16 protein-coding genes and 1 pseudogene are annotated in these 18,722 nt (G+C 45.8%); 2 read left to right on the top strand and 15 right to left on the bottom strand.

What is annotated here, in order from left to right:
- Positions 1-627 precede the first annotated feature (627 nt).
- The 12 genes and pseudogenes from P9B68_RS10425 to P9B68_RS10480 all read right to left on the bottom strand — a co-directional run bounded on the left by P9B68_RS10425 (position 628) and on the right by P9B68_RS10480 (position 12,462).
- Positions 628-1,488, bottom strand: coding sequence for an undecaprenyl-diphosphate phosphatase (locus tag P9B68_RS10425; protein ID WP_277668996.1), 861 nt, complete (start codon positions 1,486-1,488; stop codon positions 628-630).
- A 93-nt stretch (positions 1,489-1,581) separates the two neighbouring features.
- On the bottom strand, positions 1,582-3,987 hold the full coding sequence (locus P9B68_RS10430; protein ID WP_277668997.1) for an ABC transporter permease: 2,406 nt from the start codon (positions 3,985-3,987) through the stop codon (positions 1,582-1,584).
- Entirely contained in the window at positions 3,984-4,667 is a 684-nt protein-coding gene (locus P9B68_RS10435) for an ABC transporter ATP-binding protein (protein ID WP_277668998.1), read from the bottom strand. The genes P9B68_RS10430 and P9B68_RS10435 overlap by 4 nt, the downstream gene beginning before the upstream one ends.
- Before the next feature lie 66 nt (positions 4,668-4,733).
- Positions 4,734-5,978 (bottom strand): sensor histidine kinase, encoded by a 1,245-nt coding sequence (locus P9B68_RS10440; protein ID WP_277668999.1) that lies wholly within the window; start codon positions 5,976-5,978, stop codon positions 4,734-4,736.
- 6 nt (positions 5,979-5,984) lie between these two features.
- On the bottom strand, positions 5,985-6,671 hold the full coding sequence (locus tag P9B68_RS10445) for a response regulator transcription factor (RefSeq protein WP_277669000.1): 687 nt from the start codon (positions 6,669-6,671) through the stop codon (positions 5,985-5,987).
- Positions 6,672-6,677: 6 nt separating this feature from the next.
- Positions 6,678-6,848, bottom strand: a complete 171-nt coding sequence (locus P9B68_RS10450) for a helix-turn-helix domain-containing protein (protein WP_277669001.1) — start codon at positions 6,846-6,848, stop codon at positions 6,678-6,680.
- 174 nt (positions 6,849-7,022) lie between these two features.
- Entirely contained in the window at positions 7,023-7,475 is a 453-nt protein-coding gene (locus P9B68_RS10455; RefSeq protein ID WP_277669002.1) for a GNAT family N-acetyltransferase, read from the bottom strand.
- Between the two features lie 133 nt (positions 7,476-7,608).
- Positions 7,609-7,890, bottom strand: a pseudogene (locus P9B68_RS11745) (transposase); the annotation flags it as partial.
- 34 nt (positions 7,891-7,924) lie between these two features.
- Entirely contained in the window at positions 7,925-8,695 is a 771-nt protein-coding gene (locus P9B68_RS10465; protein WP_277669004.1) for a class I SAM-dependent methyltransferase, read from the bottom strand.
- 505 nt (positions 8,696-9,200) lie between these two features.
- Positions 9,201-10,367 carry a 23S rRNA (uracil(1939)-C(5))-methyltransferase RlmD gene (rlmD, locus tag P9B68_RS10470; protein ID WP_277669005.1) on the bottom strand — a complete coding sequence of 389 codons (1,167 nt, stop codon included), beginning with the start codon at positions 10,365-10,367 and terminating at the stop codon, positions 9,201-9,203.
- A gap of 62 nt (positions 10,368-10,429) precedes the next feature.
- Entirely contained in the window at positions 10,430-11,749 is a 1,320-nt protein-coding gene (locus P9B68_RS10475; RefSeq protein WP_243112933.1) for a sensor histidine kinase, read from the bottom strand.
- A complete protein-coding gene (locus tag P9B68_RS10480) occupies positions 11,749-12,462 on the bottom strand; it encodes a LytR/AlgR family response regulator transcription factor (RefSeq protein WP_135657535.1) in 714 nt (237 codons plus the stop codon). Before P9B68_RS10480 ends, P9B68_RS10475 begins: the two co-directional genes overlap by 1 nt.
- 291 nt (positions 12,463-12,753) lie before the next feature.
- On the opposite strand from P9B68_RS10480, the gene P9B68_RS10485 reads away from it, so the two are divergent.
- Both P9B68_RS10485 and P9B68_RS10490 read left to right on the top strand, forming a co-directional pair.
- On the top strand, positions 12,754-14,196 hold the full coding sequence (locus P9B68_RS10485) for an APC family permease (RefSeq protein WP_407932299.1): 1,443 nt from the start codon (positions 12,754-12,756) through the stop codon (positions 14,194-14,196).
- Between the two features lie 49 nt (positions 14,197-14,245).
- Positions 14,246-15,490: a metal-dependent hydrolase family protein gene (locus tag P9B68_RS10490; protein WP_277669006.1), complete on the top strand. Its 1,245-nt coding sequence runs from the start codon at positions 14,246-14,248 to the stop codon at positions 15,488-15,490.
- Positions 15,491-15,599: 109 nt separating this feature from the next.
- Here P9B68_RS10490 and P9B68_RS10495 read toward each other — a convergent pair whose 3' ends face one another.
- Genes P9B68_RS10495 through P9B68_RS10505 form a run of 3 tightly spaced genes read right to left on the bottom strand, consistent with a single transcriptional unit; the run spans position 15,600 to position 18,687 of the window.
- Positions 15,600-16,622 (bottom strand): TolC family protein, encoded by a 1,023-nt coding sequence (locus tag P9B68_RS10495; protein ID WP_135657529.1) that lies wholly within the window; start codon positions 16,620-16,622, stop codon positions 15,600-15,602.
- 43 nt (positions 16,623-16,665) lie between these two features.
- Entirely contained in the window at positions 16,666-18,036 is a 1,371-nt protein-coding gene (locus tag P9B68_RS10500; protein ID WP_135657527.1) for an efflux RND transporter periplasmic adaptor subunit, read from the bottom strand.
- An 18-nt stretch (positions 18,037-18,054) separates the two neighbouring features.
- Entirely contained in the window at positions 18,055-18,687 is a 633-nt protein-coding gene (locus P9B68_RS10505) for an HlyD family secretion protein (RefSeq protein WP_135657525.1), read from the bottom strand.
- Positions 18,688-18,722 lie beyond the last annotated feature (35 nt).

Here is an 18,722-nt window from a genome sequence, read left to right on the forward strand (position 1 = left end):
ATGTATATTGGCAGAGAACCGCCTGATATTGCATGAAGTACATACCATACAATATCAACCTCTTAAGCTCCAACCTACACGGCAGCACCCGCCATACGCTCAGCTTCTATTTAAGTCCGGCTGGTGTTGCCATGCCGAATTCTTTTATTTACGCTTATTGATATTTCTTCATCTTTGCTTTGCGAAATATGAGACAATGAAAGTTCCGCCTTCCTGTTCTAAAAGTCTGAAACCTTTATTTGCAAATTCTGCTTGGTTTATTATTTTTCTGCTTGAGCCATTATTAAATTTTTATTGTTAATATACACCAGAAACCTTACTCTAAGGTGAATTTAAGCTTACAAAAATGAAAGAATATTAAAGACCGTTAATCAACACAAAAGTTGAATGACGGTCTTTAATATATCTATTCGTATATGCAATTTTACAATGAAGTAATGACATTATAAGTTTTTTTGTTTTAATTCTTGCTAAGTAATTTTAAGCAACATATACCAAACCACCAGCGATATAAAAGCAGGCTGCACAAAAAATCTGTAAACCACAATTATTAGTCATGTCAGTTACTAGACTGTTTTTTGACATTGGATTTTTCCAGTTCATCTTAAAGTTACCCTTTAATGAAATTTAAAATACAATTCTGTTTCCAGAAGCTGTTTCATAAATTCCCGCTGCAAGAACCAAAATTCCCAAAGCAAGCGTATAAAAAGCAAAAATTTTAAACTTATCCGTCTTTACAAGCCATTTTACAAGCTTTATTGCCAAAAATCCTGCTACCGTTGCCGTTAAAAATCCAACTACAAGCGGAAGCATGCCTATATTTAAATTCTGTGCAGAAGCATCCTTAATTTCCGAAAGTGCGCCGGCAAGTATTACCGGTATGCCCAAAATAAACGAATATTCAACTGCGGCCTCCCTTTTAAGCCCGCGAAAAATTCCAGCGCAAATAGTGGAACCGGAACGTGAAATTCCCGGAACAAGGGCAATTCCCTGAAAAACGCCTATCGTGAGCGCATCCTTGACGGTCGTCTGACTGGAAGTCTTATTGCCCTTTACCCAGCGGTCACTCAAAAAAAGAAGTGCTGAAGTATACAGAAATCCTATTCCCTCTGCGACTATGCTTGAATCCTCCGAAAGTGATGCAAAAGCATCCTTGAATATGTAAAATCCGAACAGCGGAAGGATTGAAATTATAATCATAATTATCATCCTCCTGTCGGAATTCATGCTGCGCCATTTGAATTTTCCCGTAAACACATCCTTTATAAGGCGGAAAAATTCAACGATAAGCATTGATATTCTGCCCCAAAACGCAATAAAAACAGCAAGGAGCGTTCCCAAATGGAAAACCAGCGACGAAAGCAGGGCGCCTTCGCCGTTGATTCCAAAAAAATGCTGGAAAATTGAAAGATGTCCGGAGCTTGAAACCGGTAAAAATTCCGTAAATCCATGTATTAAACCTTGAAAAAAACCTTCAAAAACAGTCAAAACAAATTCCTCCTTTAATTTTTAAGACCTCATATCTTATTGCATGAAAAAAACATCATTTTGCCCTTTTTCAAACACCTGTATTATGAAAATTTACAACGATCCAATAACTTCGGGAATTCCTTTTGATTTTATACGATTCAACGGGCTAATAATTGAAATAATTGTAACAAGAAGTATAACGATGAATATTGCCGGAATTTGTATGATCGGAAACGTCCATGTAGCAGCAAGCCGCGGCAGGAAATTGTAAATAAGCGCCTTTTGCAAAGCTATGCCTAAAATGCATCCAGCAACATATCCTATTATGCAGTATGCGAGCGCTTCCACCAGCACCATTTTATTAAGCTGGATGCCGGACATGCCTATAGCTCTCATTATCCCAAGATTTCTGGTTTTTGCGACTACGCTGGTAAACATGGTATTTATCAGGTTTAATGCGCCAATCAATGCTATAACGGCTACGAAGCCATATATAAAAACAGCCATTGTAAGAAATGTCTGGTTAGTTTCCGCATTCTTCTGGCGATAGTCATGGAACAAAACCGAACTGTTAAGCAAACCCTTAATTTCGTCAATGGTTTGCTCCTGTCCTGATTTATTGAGTTGGATATCAATTACCTTGAACGCTGATTCTCCTGTCAATTCCTTAAATAACTTTTCGGTGGTCACGAATGTCGTCAATGAGTTTACGGAATCGCCGAACGGAACTTTGCTGAGGATAGCCATGATAGTCATTTCTTTTGTCCCATTAGGGGTTTTAATATAAACCTTATCTCCCAATTTTAGCGCGGCAGTTTCCATGCTGACGCCGTTCCTGAGAGGGTTTGCGACCGCTATTATTCCATTTTTCTCATTAAGCTTTTCTTCTGAAAGTTCACCCACAATCAAATCTGCTTTCGCCCAATTAAGCTGATTTTGGTCATAAGATACCAGCCAGGATTTTTCAGGCGGTATAAACAGCCCGTCATCGGTTTTTTGAATATCCCCGACAATTTTTTTATAATCTTCAGTCAGTCTCGCGGCATCAAAGGTGGCATCCACATGGCCAAACATCCTGCCGTAAACTTTTTTCACGCCGCTCAAACCAGAAAGTTTTCCATATAAATTATCCAAGCCCTGCTCGGATGTAAGCGAAATATCCGGAGTATAAGGCTTCGTCGTTTCTAGGGAATAATGCATAAAATCAACAAACACCTGAAACCCAAGGAAGATTATAATGCTTACGGCAATTGAGCATGACATCAAAAACAATGTTTTTTTCTTCATGAAAGCATTGTTAATGCCCATGGCCGTTTCCACATGAAATATTTTAGTTAAGTACCCCCGCTTTTTTTGCTTAAAAATTTTCATGCCAATATTTTCAACTATAGCATTTATAGGAGAAACGCTTGCAGCTTTTTGGGCCGGAAGATGGCAGGCAATAAATACCGTAAGCAATCCAACAGCAACACCCGCAGCAATTCCTATTATACTGATGTTAAACAGCGGCATCGCGCCGAAAAGACTGCCGTTAAAGTATTTAAGTATGGCCGAGCACAGAATAGTCAGCAATATCCCTGCTATCAACCCAATTGGTATCGCTTTTGCCGTGATGAGCAATCCTTCCCGCTTTACCATCTTTTTTATTTGCGACCGGGACGCCCCGATGCACCGCAGAAGCCCAAATTGTCGGACTCTTTCCATCACTGAAATGTTGAAAGTGTTATAAATCATCATCACGCCTGCAAGCAGAACCATGCAAAACAAAATTGCTCCGGTTTGATATATTCCCACGGCGGTCTTATTGGTGCTTTGTCCTATTACGGCCAGCAGATGATCATTGCGCTCAATTCTGGCGTCCTGTATATTTAATGCCTTTTTTATTTCAGCTTCAGCTTTTATGACTTTTATGCCGTCTTTAAACAGCACAAGGTAATAATTCTTCTCGGGATTGGTCAACTCTTTTGCACTGCTGACGGATAATAATAACCCGGGAATACCCGACGCTTTTGTAGAACCTGAGTCCAGGTAAACTCCGCTTATCACAAATTCTTTTGCTGTTCCATTGCCAGCGGATACATTAACCTTGTCGTTCACCTCTAACCCAAGTTCTTTGATTGCCCATTGCTCAAGCATTAGTTCATTTTTTTCTGTTGGGTATCTGCCTTCTATAAGTTCAATATTCATATCAGGCGCAAAGTTCTTATCAATGGCTCCCAGTTCGCATTCCCTGCCGTTTATCAGCGCCTTTCCAAAATCCATCCATAGCCCGGAGTTTTGCACGTCAATGCGGCTTCGAATCAACTGCATTTCTTCTTCGGACGCGTTTTCTATGGCAATGTGAAAATTCCCGTAATCATGTATGACTTGTATCTTTTCAAACTTCAATAAAGCATCCAGCATTGAGAATATGCCTGTCACCAAAGCAACAGATATGGCTACGCTGATAATGGCCAGCCTTGATCTTTTTTTGTGCGCCGATAAATACCTTGGAACAATTGAAAGATAGCTGTTCATCGCTGACCACCTCCTAACTCCGTAACAACGCCGTCCTCCACATTAAGGACGCGGTCGGCAAATGACGCAAAGCTTTGATTGTGCGTAATCATAACCAGCGTCTGCTTATACTTTTCAACAGACATTTTCATTAAGTTGATTACATCCTGACTGTTTTTGGAATCCAGGTTTCCGGTCGGCTCGTCCGCCAATATTATAGCAGGCCTGGTTGCCAGTGCCCGCGCAATGGCTACGCGCTGCTGCTGTCCGCCTGAAAGCTGATGCGGCAGATGGTACCTCCTTTCCGCAAGACCCAATATGTTCAGCAATTCATCAATATAGTCTTTTTCCGGTTTCCGGTAATCAAGTAGCAAAGGTAAAATTATATTTTCTTCCACATTTAGTTCCGGAACAAGATTGTATGCCTGAAAAACAAATCCAATGTTGCGTCTGCGAAAAACCGACAGTTCCTCTTCTTTCATTGCAAAAACATCTTTCCCGTCAATAAGCACCTTCCCGGAAGTCGGCGTATCCAACGCGCCGACAAGATTCAATAAAGTACTTTTTCCAGAGCCGGACGGACCGATAACTGCCACAAACTCTCCTTTTGAAACGGAAAAAGACACATTTTTGAGAGCTTCTACTCTTGCTTCTCCTGTGCCATATGTTTTACATAAATTTTCGGTTATCAATACCTTCAAACAAACCACTTCCTTCTTTTTTTGATAAGTATACCTCTCCTTTCTTACTCTCAGATGAATGACGTCTTACAGTTTTGAAAGCTTTGGAAAGATTAAATTGAACGCGGCCCCTTTCCCAAGCTCGCTCTGAACCGTAATGGTGCCTCCGTGCTTTTCAATAATGCTTTTTGACAGGGCAAGCCCAATGCCAACCCCTTGTTTTTCCTTTGAAAAACGGCTTCTATAAAATCTTTTGAATATATGATGCATATCATCTGGATGGATCCCCTCACCATTGTCTTTGATTGTAATCTGGACTGACACAGGAGTTTCGCTGCAACGTACTTCAATTTTATTTTGAAAACCTGTATGATCCAGCGCATTTTTTATGATATTTCCGATCGCTTCCGTCAGCCATCCCGGATCGAAATTCATGGTAATATGCTCATCGCATCTTAGGGTTAGTTCCTTGCCTTCCATTTTCGCCCTGGTGCTGAAACCTTTCATAACCTCCTCAAGAAACCCCTTTACATTATGTTCCGACATTTCAAGCTGTATGGAACCGGCGTCCAAGCGGGCCAGCTTCAGAAGATTCATGATCAGCGATTCTATTCTTGATATTTCGCGTTCTGTTTTTAAGGAAAAATTGTCCACGACACTGTTTCCGGTTTTTTCGTTTTGGATGATCTCATTATACATTCTGAGCGCGGCCAGAGGCGTTTTTATCTGGTGTGATATATCTGAAATGGTGTCTTTCAGGAATTCCCTGCCTTGTTTTTCTTTTTCAATATGTGCAACCTGCGAAGTAGCCATTAAATTGACAGCCGCAAAAAGCCTGGATAAGCTGCCTTCCTGATAATCGTCCAAACGGATACTGATATTGCCTGCCATAAAATCGCGCAGTCTCGCTTCCGCTTCTTCAATCCTTTTATAGTGGCGCAAAATAAAAAGCAAGACAGCCGCGCCAGTCGTTACGGAAAATAAAATCAAAATGATCAGCATTATGGCAGCATGCTTTTGATAAAAGCGCTCTATATCCGGAAGAAGAAAGTTTTGAACGGTACCGCTATATCCTGACTTTTGAAGCACTTCCTGTCCTGCTTTTGCATCCCCGCTTGTTTTTCCGGCCGTGAATGCACGAATAATCAGCGCTTTATCCACGCCGCTCTGTGTTAAATATCCTGCGATTTTATAATCGTGAGCAATCATTTTCTGCTTATAGTCATCCGCGGCCATTCTTACTGACAAAACACCAAATGCTATAAAAAGAAGAGAGAAAACACCCAGCACCATAAAAAGCATTTTTATTTCTTTATTCAAAAATATCTTCATAGGCACTCACCTTACAACATTCCATCGATAGCCCAAGCCTCGCACCGTCAGCAAAAACGCCGGGTTTTCAGGGTCGTCCTCAATTTTTTCGCGGAGTCTGCGCACATAAACCGACAGGGTATTATCGTCAATAAAATTTCCGTTATGATCCCACAACCTGTCCAATATTATTTCCCTGGTCAAAATACTGCCCGGGTGTTGCATCAGCAGGCACAACAGTCTGTATTCTGAAGCTGTGAGTTCAATCTCTCGTTTATCCTTCCATACACGGTTTTCCAGAAGTTTGACCGTTATGCCGTTGGATGAAATCTCATGCTGGGCATCATTTGAGAATTTGCTGCGCCGCAGCAGCGCATTGATTCTTGAGATCAGTTCGTTTAGCTTAAAGGGTTTTGTAATATAATCATCGCCCCCCATATCCAATCCCATAACGATATTTACTTCTTCATCCGAGGCCGTTAAAAAAATAATCGGCACATGAGATAACCGACGAACCTCTTTGCATATATCAAATCCGCTTCCGTCAGGCAAAGTCAGATCAAGAATGAGCAAGTCATAGGTTTTGCCATTAATGGCATGAAAGGCTTCTTTCACCGTTCTGGCAATGTCGACATTGAAACCGTTTTTTTGAAGCGAAAATTCAAGTCCGTCGATAATGCTGAGGTCGTCTTCAACCAAAAGAACATGATTCATTTTCGTTCACCTTCCTTTTCTTCTCCCGTCTTCGGGTTTTTTTGCATCTTTTGGGATAAGCCACAAATTACCTTTTTTAACAGCGCCTTTAATACGCCCAGAAGCGCAATAATAATTTACCATCCGGCCTGTAATTCCCCATTTTTCTCCTGCTTCCTTAACCGTTAAATATTCCATTAATGCACCACCCAATCTTTTATATGTCATGTCAGTAGTATATTTCGAGATTTAGAAATATGCAAGCAGTTGATTTTAATAAGCAAACAAAATATATAACTTATTAAAACATCCAACCGGCAAAAGCACATTTTCGGCATGTATAACCAGAAAACTCTGTGTTCAAGCCACTTTTCAGGCATTTATTTGTGAATAATAGTTAAACGCAACATTTATAAAACCATCTTCATCAGGATCGGTGGATAAAGGAACAAATCCAACGGAAAAAAATAATCGTTTGCTTGCTTCGTTCGTATAGAAAATACCGGCAATTATTTGTTTTATTTCGGTTTTTTCAAATCTATTTATTATTTGCTGAAGTATTTTTTTCCCATACCCCTTGCGCCTGTAATCAGGGTTTACTATTATGGACACATATACCTTATCGTTTTCTATTTCAGCATCTACTTTACCTACAAACTCGTTATTGCTTGAAATTATCCAGCAATCGTAATTAGGATTTGAAGCTACATAATTGATAAATTCTTCCGTCAGTCTTTCAACATGAAAACTGTCAGCATCGCAGTACCAGCTATTAACAATCGGGACATGTTCAATGTTGATATCATGAAAGATAAGTTCTTCCATTTTTTGTTTAACCTCCAAAATTATGCAAAAGTTTGTTCTATCAGTTAAGAATAATTTTTCATCATTGTGACTATGCACACAAAAACTGCTAGTGTCAAGAGATGTTCGCAACTTTAGGGCTCCGGAAAATGAATCAAGCTGCTTTTTGCAACAGTGCCTGAAGAGCTTGAGGACTGAGATAAGCGCGTGAGGCGGACCAGTTCTCGGCATATTCCATGAGGTATGTTGTCACCAGCCGCAGGTATGAATCCGGATTCGGAAAGATTCCGACAACGCTGGTTCTGCGGCGGATTTCTTTATTCAGCCGTTCCAGCATGGTGGAGGAAGAGATTTTGCGGGCGTCCAGATCCGGAAACGCATAGAAAACCAGAGAATCCTCCAGTCCATCCTCCAGAAGCTCAATTGCTTTGGGAAACCCTGATATAAAAGTCAGGGTATTATAAAAATTATTATTGTTTATTTGCTATAATAAAAAACCTGTGACATGTAAAGTCGATATATCCTTCTTTTAGGATTAGATTATTAATTTCTTTTAGTCTTTCAAAATATTTTTCTACTGTAAAATCCGGTACCTGCCACGGTATTGCTTTTAAATAAAATACAATGGCTCCAATATCATAAAATCTCGTTTTCACTATATCTTCCTTTTGCTCAGTTACTTTTAATCCAGCCTCACTTAACTCTCTAACTGCAGTTTCTAAATCCCAGTTATAATACTGACTCTTAGGGGCACCTAAAAGTTCATTGATTTCCTTATCATTTAAGCCGCCAACCTGCTGAGTTATGAAAGTTCCTTGTTTTTTGAGAATCCTTTCTACTTCCCAGGCAAAATAAGATTCATGCCTGTTTATTATTAAATCAAAAGTTTCAGCGCTAAATGGCAAGGATTCATCATCATCAACTTTATATACTTTTACACCCAGAGGTTCTAGTCTTTTCCCTGCAATGACTATATTGGGCTCATATCCCTCCGTGGCACAAGTATATTCAGGTAATGGACTTAATGAAGATAAAAACTCTCCGCCACCTGTTCCCATATCTAATAACGAAGATGTTCCGAACATTCTAGTCTTCACTTTATTTCTATAATTCCAACTCAGTGGGAACTCTTGCATTCTTTTGGTTGATTCCAAATATATAAAATCCCATCCTTCAAACTTTTCGTTTACTTCATTAATTAAGGAATCATATAATTCTTTATTTGCTAATATTTTCTTCACATTCATATCCTCCTTTATATTAAAAGTTTTAAAAATAACTTTATCAGGAGGGGATCTCTCAGGTTGTTACAAACCATATAATATAAAGCAAGTATTCATGCAAATACCACCTTTTTTTAAAAGCATACATTTGTATGAATCACATAATAATTCATGCTATTGTCTAATTCAATTTTAACCTTGTTAAGTCTTGACTATTATAAAATTGACTACTTATGATACGGTTCTTTAATATTCATTTAATCACGCCGTGATAATTTATAAACCTCATATTAAATTAAAATAACAGTAGACATGTTCCCTCAAACAATCACCCGCCGTCTTTTCCGTCTACACAACCCCGCCCGCCGAGAGCCGCTCCCAAAGGCTGTGGATGTGTTTCCTTGAACAATCACACACATAAAAATACAGGGCTTCCCGGCATCTTCGTCGACGAAAAGAACATTTCCCGCGGGCTGCAAATCACGGGAAAACCCTGTATTCAAGCCATTTTTCAGGCGTTTATTTATTTTTTTACATTCTGCATCAAGACCACGCACTCAACATGATTCGTATACGGAAACATATCCACCGGCTGGATGGCTTCAACGCGGTAGCCGCATTTTGTCAGATACAGCAAATCGCGCTCCTGTGTCTCGGGATTGCAGGAAATGTAAACAACTTTTTTGGGGCTGAGCGTCACAAGCGAGGACAAAAAGGTTTCGTCGCTTCCGGCGCGCGGCGGATCCATGAAGACTACGTCCGCGGTTTCCTTTTCCATTGCCATTTCCAGCATGAATTCACCTGCGTCCGCGCAGGTAAAGTAAGCGTTTCGAATTATATTTCGCTTCGCGTTCGCGATCGCGTCGCGGACCGCATCTTTATTGTTCTCCACACCTATGACGCGCCCCGCCTGCCGGCTGGCGATCAACCCGATGGTTCCGATTCCGCAGTAAGCGTCGATCACGGTTTCCTTCCCGGTAAGCCGCGCAAGCTCCATGGCTTTGCCGTAAAGGGCCTCGGTCTGCACCGGATTGATCTGATAAAAGGATTTGGCGGAAATGCGGAATACGCAGCCGCAAAGGGTATCCTCTATGGTTCCCGGCCCGTACAAGACCTTTTCGTTCTCGCCCAGGACCAGGCTGGTAAAATGGTTGTTTACATTCAAAAGAACCGTTGTAATTTCGGGATGCTTTTTCAAAAGCGCCTTGACAAAATTGTTTTTCGATGGGAATACCGGCGTTCCCGCGACAAGGACAACCATTATCTGCCCGCTTGAAAACCCGCGCTTTACAAGCACATGGCGCAGAAATCCGCGGCGGGTCATTTCGTCGTAGGGCTGGAGCTTAAACCCGGGCATCAGGTCCCGAATGGTGCCGATGATCTCATCCGCCTTTTCATCCTCCGTCAGGCAACTGTTGACCGGCACAATCCGGTGCGTGCTGGACTGATATACGCCCGAAATAATCTTTCCCTTTCTGTCCGTACCAAACGCCGCCTGCACTTTGTTGCGGTAATGGTACGGATTTTCCATGCCTAAAATCGGGCTGACCGCATGGAATTTTCCAAGAAGCTTCTCCACCCGATTCTGTTTCCATTGAAGTTGCCGGGCATACGTCATATTCTGAAGCTGGCAGCCCCCACACTTGCGATAAAGCGGACATGGGGCTGTTTTTTCCGTTAAATCTGTCACTGTGTTAACTCCCATCGTATTTTCTGTTATGAAAAGCCTGCCATTTTATTATGAACAAAAACTCAGGATTCCTGCTGTGCCAAATTCAACATAACCGACACGGTAAAGGTTCGGCTGTCATGCTGTATGGAGCAGGTACCGTGATATTTTTCCGCTACCTTCTGCACGTTGGAAAGCCCGATGCCGCAGATTCCTCCGCCCGTTTTCACGGAGCGGTAGACATCGTTTTCCTTGCGCACATAGCCGTTATAGGTATTGGATATTCTGATAAACAGGCAGTCTGCTTTTATCCTCGCATCGATGGACAAATCTTTCTTGACCGACGGGTCATCGATCCTTTCAAGCGCTTCCATCGCGTTGTCCAGGAGATTCCCGAACAGGATACATAAATCCACGTTTTCAATGGGCAGCGACGGCGGCAGAAAAACGGATACCGAGGGCGCCACCCCCATTTCCTCAATTTTGGCCAGCTTCTGGGCGATGATAATATCAATAATGACGTTCCCGCTCTGATAAGGCAGCTTTGTATCGCAAATGTCCTGATATACGGAGGAAATGTAGCGTTGCGCCTCCTCGCATTGGCCGAGCTTCAGCATGGAGGAAACGCAGCGCATATGGTTCTTGATATCATGGCGTATTGCGATCACTTCCCGCTGGGAGGCTTCCAGATTCGTATAGTAATCTTCCTGCATTTCCAGCATTTTGCGGAACATCGCGTAGCGTTCGCTTGTTTCGTCCAGAACAACCGTTTTATCCAGCAGGTAAAACACCGCCAGCGCCATGCAGATGAGCAGGACCGCGGCATCACCGTACAACGGAAGGCTGTTCCCATCCAGCGAATGGGTAAAAACCCGGGTTACAATATAGAGCACGCCTGTCGGCGCCAAAAAGACGAAAAGCGTGTAGGGGATAATCTTATTTTCAAGCCGCAGCTTCCGAAAGCGAAGAATAACCGCTACAAAAAGCAGGAAGAACAGGCAGGCTTCAATCTGCGTTTCCGCCCCCAACACCAGGTCGGACGGAAGCGCCGGAAGCGTCTGGTTTTCCAGCTTTCCCAAAATAAAATAAACGGCGAAAAGCTTCCCGGCGTAATTCAGAATCACGAACAAAAAGCAAGTAAGCGCTTTAATCTGAAGGTTCTCTTCAAAATACACAACCGCTAGAATAAAAGTAAAGATCAGGTAGAACGGCGCGGTTGAAAACAGGGGGCAGTTGAGGCTGTACGATATGAACTGAAAAATAAAATAGGACAAAAGGCCGAGCAAATTGTATGTCTGCGTCACCTGCTTCTTCATCGTCAGAAACGCAGCGTAAAGCCGGTTTAAAATGATGGTTTCCGCCAAAGAGAGAAAGCATTCGGTAAGCAGGAGGTTTGGATTCATCAAAGCTGCGCCTCCGTATACTCTAAAAAGCTTTGGCGGAATTCTTTTGCTTTATGCTTGCTTAAAGGGACCTGATGCCCGTCATTCATCGTAATGACGTCTTTATAGACATTGCGCACATTTTCCAGATTGATGACGAAGCTCTTGTGCGCCCGGAAAAAATGATACGGCGTCATCTGCTCCGCGATTTCACTTATCTTTCCGGAAAACTCGTACCGCTCCTGCAAGGTAACCAGCGTAATGGTCCTCACCTGTGATTCAAAATAGCAGATGTCATGCAGACGTACCTTGGTAACGCCGCTGTCGCCGGTAAACGTGAAGTAATTTTCATTCAGCTGTTCCGAACGGTCCAGCACCTGGCGGACTTCATTTAGGAAATCCTCTTTCTCCACCGGTTTCAGAAGGTAACGCCGGGCATTCACCTTATACCCGTCCACCGCAAACTTTTCGGTTGCGGTCACAATCAGAATCGGAACCGATTCGTCATACTGCCGGACTTGTTCGGCAGTTTCTATTCCATTAAGCGGTTTCATGAACATATCCAGTATCAGAAGATCGAACCGATGGCCTCGTTCATGCAACGCGATCAGTTCTTCCCCATTCTTCAGCACCGTCGTTTCAACGGGTATATGCTCTTTTTTCAGCTCCGCTAAATAACCCGTTAAAATATCCAAGTCGTACTGACTATCGTCGCACAGGGCGATAAAGAACATTGCGGGTCCTCCTTTTCCATGTTGTTTTAATTATAACAGTTCGGAAAAAAAGAACAAGGCTTGACACTCGATTTTGACAAAAAAACTCCCTATTTTTTAAATTTTATTGATATAAATTTAGAAAAATGGTATCACAAAGATGTCTTTTATAGGTAAATTCACGAAATTATGTTGCTAAATGACAATTCTCTGTGCTATCTTATGTGCAACTTTCTGCACACTAGAAAACCAAGGCATACGGATGTACTGCCATCCGTTTGTTATACAAATTTTATCGAGGAGGATATGCTCATGTCAAAACATTCAGCGGAAAAAACGCCCGCAGGAAATAATGGGATGAAAAAAACACTTTCCTTGTGGAACTTTTTCACCATTGGTTTCGGCGCGATCATCGGAACCGGGTGGGTTCTGCTGGTAGGCGACTGGATGATCATTGGAGGAGGCCCCCTTGCGGCCATTATCGCGTTCGCGGCCGGCGCGGTGTTTCTTTTGCCGATCGGTGCGGTATTCGGCGAACTGACCGCAGCAATCCCAATTTCGGGCGGTATTGTGGAATATGTGGATCGGACCTATGGTTCGAAAGTTTCGTATTATACCGGCTGGCTTCTGGCGCTGGGGAACGGAATCCTCTGCCCATGGGAAGCCATCGCGATTTCCACGCTGGTTTCCGAAAAATTCGGTGAATTCTTTCCGGTTCTCCGCAGCGTAAAGCTTTACACCATTCTCGGCGCAGACGTCTATTTGTTCCCGACCCTGATTTCGCTCTGCTTCGCGGTCTATGTTATCAGCCTGAATTTTAAAGGCGCTTCCTCCGCGGCAAAACTGCAGGCCTTTTTAACCAAAGCGCTACTGGCCGGCATGGTGCTTGCAATGGGGATTTCCCTTTTCAAGGGCGGCCCGCAGAACATCCAGCCGTTTTTCAGCAAGGTAAACGGCCCGGCTTCCAGCACCGATGCGAACAACCTTTTCGCGGGAATCCTCAGCGTTCTCGTAATGACCCCGTTCTTTTACGCCGGATTCGACACCATTCCCCAGCAGGCCGAAGAGGCCGCCGAAGGGCTGGACTGGAATAAATTCGGCAAGATTATCGGCCTTGCGCTGCTTGCTTCCGGCGGATTCTACATGATCTGCATTTATTCCTTCGGCTCCATTATCCCGTGGACCGAATTTGTTAAAAGCTCCGTTCCGGCGCTTGCCTGCCTGAAATCTATCAACATTGTTCTTTATGTAGTCATGCTGTGCATCGCAACCATGGGGCCCATGGGTCCCATGAACTCGTTCTACGGGGCATCGACCCGTATTATGCTTGCCATGGGGCGGAAAGGACAGCTTCCGGAAACTTTTTCCCGGCTTGACCCGAAAAAGGGGACTCCCGTCACAGCCAATATCCTGATGTCTGTTCTGACCCTCGCGGGCCCGTTCCTGGGCAATAAAATGCTTGTCCCGCTGACCAACGTTTCCGCTTTGGCTTTCATCTTTTCCTGCACGATGGTCAGTTTCGCATGCCTGAAAATGCGTAAAACTGAACCGAATTTGAACCGCCCCTACAAAGTGCCCGGCGGAAAGCTTGGGATCGGCGCGGCGTGCGTAGCCGGCTCAATTATCATTGGGCTTTTGGTTGTTCCCGCAAGCCCGGCCGCTTTGAAGCCGGTGGAATGGGCCATTGTTTTCGGATGGCTGGCGGTCGGACTGCTCCTGAGCATCCTGTCCAGCAGGAAAAAGGCCCAGGCTTAAATAGTGTGTGCTATTTCTAACATAGAATCATGATACAGGAGGAATTTTTATGAGTAAAAAGACAGCGTTTACAGGCGGTTTGCTGATCGACGGCACCGGCAGGGAGGCAATAAAAGATTCCCTGGTGCTGATTGACGGCAAAAAAATCGAGTATGCCGGCCCGAAAAAAGAATTCGGCCCGGATTACGAAGTGCGGAATATTTCCGGCAAAACCATTATGCCGGGGCTAATCGACACCCATCTGCATTTTTCCGGCAACCTGACGGACAACGACAGCGACTGGGTGCTTGAAGACCCGATTCAAAAGACCGTCGTCGCCGTTCAGCAGGCGCACGAATGCCTTGAGCACGGCCTGACCACCGTTGGTGAAATTTCCCGTTCCGGATTGCATATCCGCAATATGATCGAAGCGGGCGTTATGACCGGCCCCCGCGTGGTCGCCACCGGTCTTGGCTTTGCACGCACCTGCGGCCATGGCGACAGCCACAAACTGCCCCTTTGGTATAACGAGCAGTCCCATCCTTGGGCAGAGCGCGTAGACGGCCCGTGGGAACTGCGCAAGGCGGTTCGCAGACGCCTTCGCGAAAACCCGGACGCGATTAAAATCTGGTCGACGGGCGGCGGCATCTGGCGCTGGGATCAGAAGCTGCACCAGCACTACACCCTTGAGGAAATCCAGGCAGTCGTTGACGAATGCAACATGGTCGGCATTCCGGTATGGTCCCACGCAGAAGGCTACGGCGGCGCTCTGGATTCCGCAAAAGCGGGCGTACATCTGATCATTCACGGACAGACCCTCAACGACGAATGTCTGGACATTATGGCGGAAAAGGGCATCTACTTCTGCCCGACCATCCAGTTCCTGAACGAATGGTTCAAATCCTACGCCCCGCCGTATATTCCGGAAGTTCATGACCAATATCCCGGAGACACCGTTGCCGAAAAGGAATTGAACCGTGTTTACGCAAACCTGCGTAAAGCAAAGGAAAAGGGCATCGGCCTGACCATCGGTTCCGACTCCTTCTGCTCCAGCCTGACGCCTTACGGCACCACCGCAATCGGCGAAATGTACTCCTTCGTGGAAAAAGCGCAAATTTCCGAGATGGACACCATCATGGCCGCCACGAAAATCGGCGCGGAAATGCTCAAGGTCGGCGATGTTACCGGTACGCTGGAGGCAGGCAAATTTGCCGATCTTCTGGTAATTAACGGGAACCCGCTGGAGAATATCCGTGCGATCCATGTGGACAACATGGAGGTGATTATGAAGGAAGGCGCGGTGATAAAGGGATAAGCTTTCTGAATTCCATTTCGACCCATACAAACGCCTTTAAGAAAACAGGGTGGAACCGGCAGCTTTCTCCGGTTTCCGCCCTGTTTTCCTTTTTTAATCTGTAAGGGACTTAGCTTTCGCTGATAATGCCATACTGAACGGCCCACTGATATTTCTCGTAAGCCGAAAAAAGGGCTGTCTGCGCCGCTTTTACCTTTGCCCTTTGGGTATCGAGCGGATCCTGCGCATTGATAAGGGAAAGCTGGGAAAGCAACCCGGCGTCATACAGCTTTTTGGAAGCGTCGAAGTTTTTCTGCTCCACTTCCAGCGCCTTCTGTTCCACCGCAAGAAGATTGTTTTTGTCGTTCACCGCGTCATACAGCTTGCGGAACGACGCGGCAAAACTGCCCTTTTCCTCGTCGTAATCCGGATTTTTATAGGCAGAACCGGAGGTGTCCCCCGGGTAAATCGCAAGGGCATCCGCCAGATCGTCTTTAAATTTGATTTTGCTGACGTCGCTCAGCCTAGCAAACGGAAGGGGATGAATATCGAGGGAATGGTTGTAGTTCCTGCCCAGCATGGAGTTGAAACTGCGCTTCAGCGCTTCAAGCTGGGACTGCATGGCCTGAATGTTGGCCTGCAGAGAATCCCCCTGCGCCTTGGTCTGTTCAAGCTCTAGGTCGCTGACATAACCCCCATCGTGCAGCTGCCGGATATTGCTCAGGTTCGCATTGAAGACGGTTTGCTTCCGGAGCATCTCGTTAAGCTGGTCGCGAAGGCTGTTGAAGGATATAAACAGGCTTTTCGCGGCAATTACGGTCACATCGTGCGAAGTGTTCTTGCCGCCCATGGACTGCTGAAGGATGGAAGTGGTGGCGCCGATCTGAATAAGGCTGGCCTTTACAAGGGCAAGCTGGTTGGAAACCGACTGGTATTCCGTGCTCCCCGGCTCCAATGTGCTCAACCGGCTTGTGAGCGTCGCGGCATAGCTACTGAGCGAACTGGACGCGGACTCCAATTCGCTAACCGCGTCGGTGAAATTCACACAGTCCTCTACCAGATCCTCAATGTCATCGTAGCTTACATTTTTTACATCCCATGCGTCCGCCGCAAAAGCCGCGGGAGCACAGGCGCCGATGAGCAGGCTAATCATCAGCAGACAGGATAATATACGCCTTTTCGTAAAAACTCCTCCTTTATCCGTTTGTATGGGAAACGATATGCAGATTCACACCGTCTTTGGCCTTATTAACGCCCTGAACAATGACCTCGTCGCCGCTGCCAAGGCCCTTCGCCTCTACATACGCGCCATGCGTTTCCCCAAGCGTTACCTCCACCCGGACCGCTTTTCCGCTGCGCACCGCAAAGACATAGGTTTTCCCTTCGCGCCTCACAACGGAACGGGTAGGAACCAGAACGGTTCCGGTACTGCCGGTGTTGGAAAAATGCACGCTTGCCTGCATGCCGTCTTTCAGGTTCTGGGCGTTCACAATGGAAATCTTCACCGGGAACATCCCGCTTTCCGAAGAAGCGATGGAAGCGATTTCCGTAACCGTCCCCTCCGTTTTGACCCCGGTTGCCGCAAGGAATACGGTGGCCTTCCCGCCGACGGAAAGCTTCCGAACCATGGACTCGGTCACGTTGACAGAGACTTCCATGACCGCATTATTGGTAATCTGGAAAGCCGCGCTCTGCGGGGTAGCAAGGTCGCCCTCTTTTACGTTCACCGCGCCCACGGTCCCGTCCATTGGAGCTTTGACCGTGGAATCGTCAATGCGCTTCTGCGCGATTTCAACGGCTACCTCTGCAGAATCTACGCTGCCCTTTGCCGCGGCTTCGTTATTGGGATTGATCGCCTGCATGGTAAGGGTATAGTTTAGCTGCGCGGTATTCAGCGCGCTCTGCGCGTTCCTCCTGCGGGTATCCGCCGCGTTCAGTGTGTTCTGTGCAGCGGCTTTCGCACTTTCCAGCTGCGCGCTCGCGCTGTTCAGCGCGTTCTGCGCATTTTTTAAATCGTTTTGGCTTGCCGCCCCGGTCGACACCATGAGCTTCGTCTTTTCATAGTCGCTTTTTGCCTTATCGTAAGCCGCCTGGGCTGAAGCGGTCAGTTGATTCTGGTCATATTGCTTTTTCACCATGTTGTAATTTGCGGTGGAATCGCGCAGCTCGTTCTGCGCTGCGGAAAGTGCCTGGCGCGCCTGCTGCTCCGCCTGCTTGCTTGCCGCGGAACCGATTTTCTGCTCGTTTGCCTTCGCGGTGTCAAGCCCTGCCTGCGCCTGCTTCAGCGCAAGCTGCGCATCGGAGGTGTCGAGCTGCATCAGCACGTCGCCCGCCTTCACCGTTTGCCCTATTTTTACATTTACGGAAACTACTTTGGCGGAAACTGCGGGAATAACCGCCATGGTCCTTTGTGAATGGATTACCCCGCTGTAATCGGCGCTTGCCAGCGCGTCCATGCTTTTCACCTTTGCGGTTGTCACGCTGAGCCTGTCGTCCGCCCCGCTGCACGCCGTCAGGACGGTGAGAAGCACCGCCGCGCACAGGATGATGGAAATTCCTCTTTTCATGGTTCTATCCCTCCTTGCTCAATGCAGATGGATGGCAACTTCACAGTTCATGCCATACATAAGGGGCAGTTCGTCCGGGTTGTCGATGACAACCTTAACCGGAATCAACTGCTTTACCTTGGTATAGTCCCCGCTGGTGGAAAAGCTGGTCATCCCGTTGCTGAAATAGGTCTGGGTGACGGTGTCGATTTCCGTTACCCTTCCCGAAAACACGCGCTTTCCGTACGCGTCGATGGTCACATCCACCTTCTGTCCCACCGCCACCTTCGCGATCTCGGTTTCTTCAATATTCACGCCGATATACATATCGTCGGTGTCCGCGATAACGGCAAGCTGGGTCGTCGGGCCCGCAAGCTGGCCGACAATGGCGTCGCTTTTGACCACCGTGCCGTTAATCGGAGAAGTAATGTTCGGCAGTATTTCCTGGCGGCCAAGGACCTGATTTTTCACAACAAAGTCTCCCTTTGAAACATCCCATTCCAAAAGCTTGGAGGAGGATGTGCCGGTTACGGTGTACATTTTCGCCGTTACCTTCGCGTTGTCTGTTTTCAAAAGATTGGCATTGACCGAAAAATAGTAGAATGCTCCTGCACAGCCGCCGATAACCAGGACGAAAAGCAGGATGATTCCTATTTTCTTAAACTTTTTCATATATGTACCTCTTTTCCTTCAATCTGTAATCATCC

It is taken from the genome of Caproiciproducens galactitolivorans (assembly GCF_029266045.1).
GTDB lineage: Bacteria > Bacillota > Clostridia > Oscillospirales > Acutalibacteraceae > Caproiciproducens > Caproiciproducens galactitolivorans.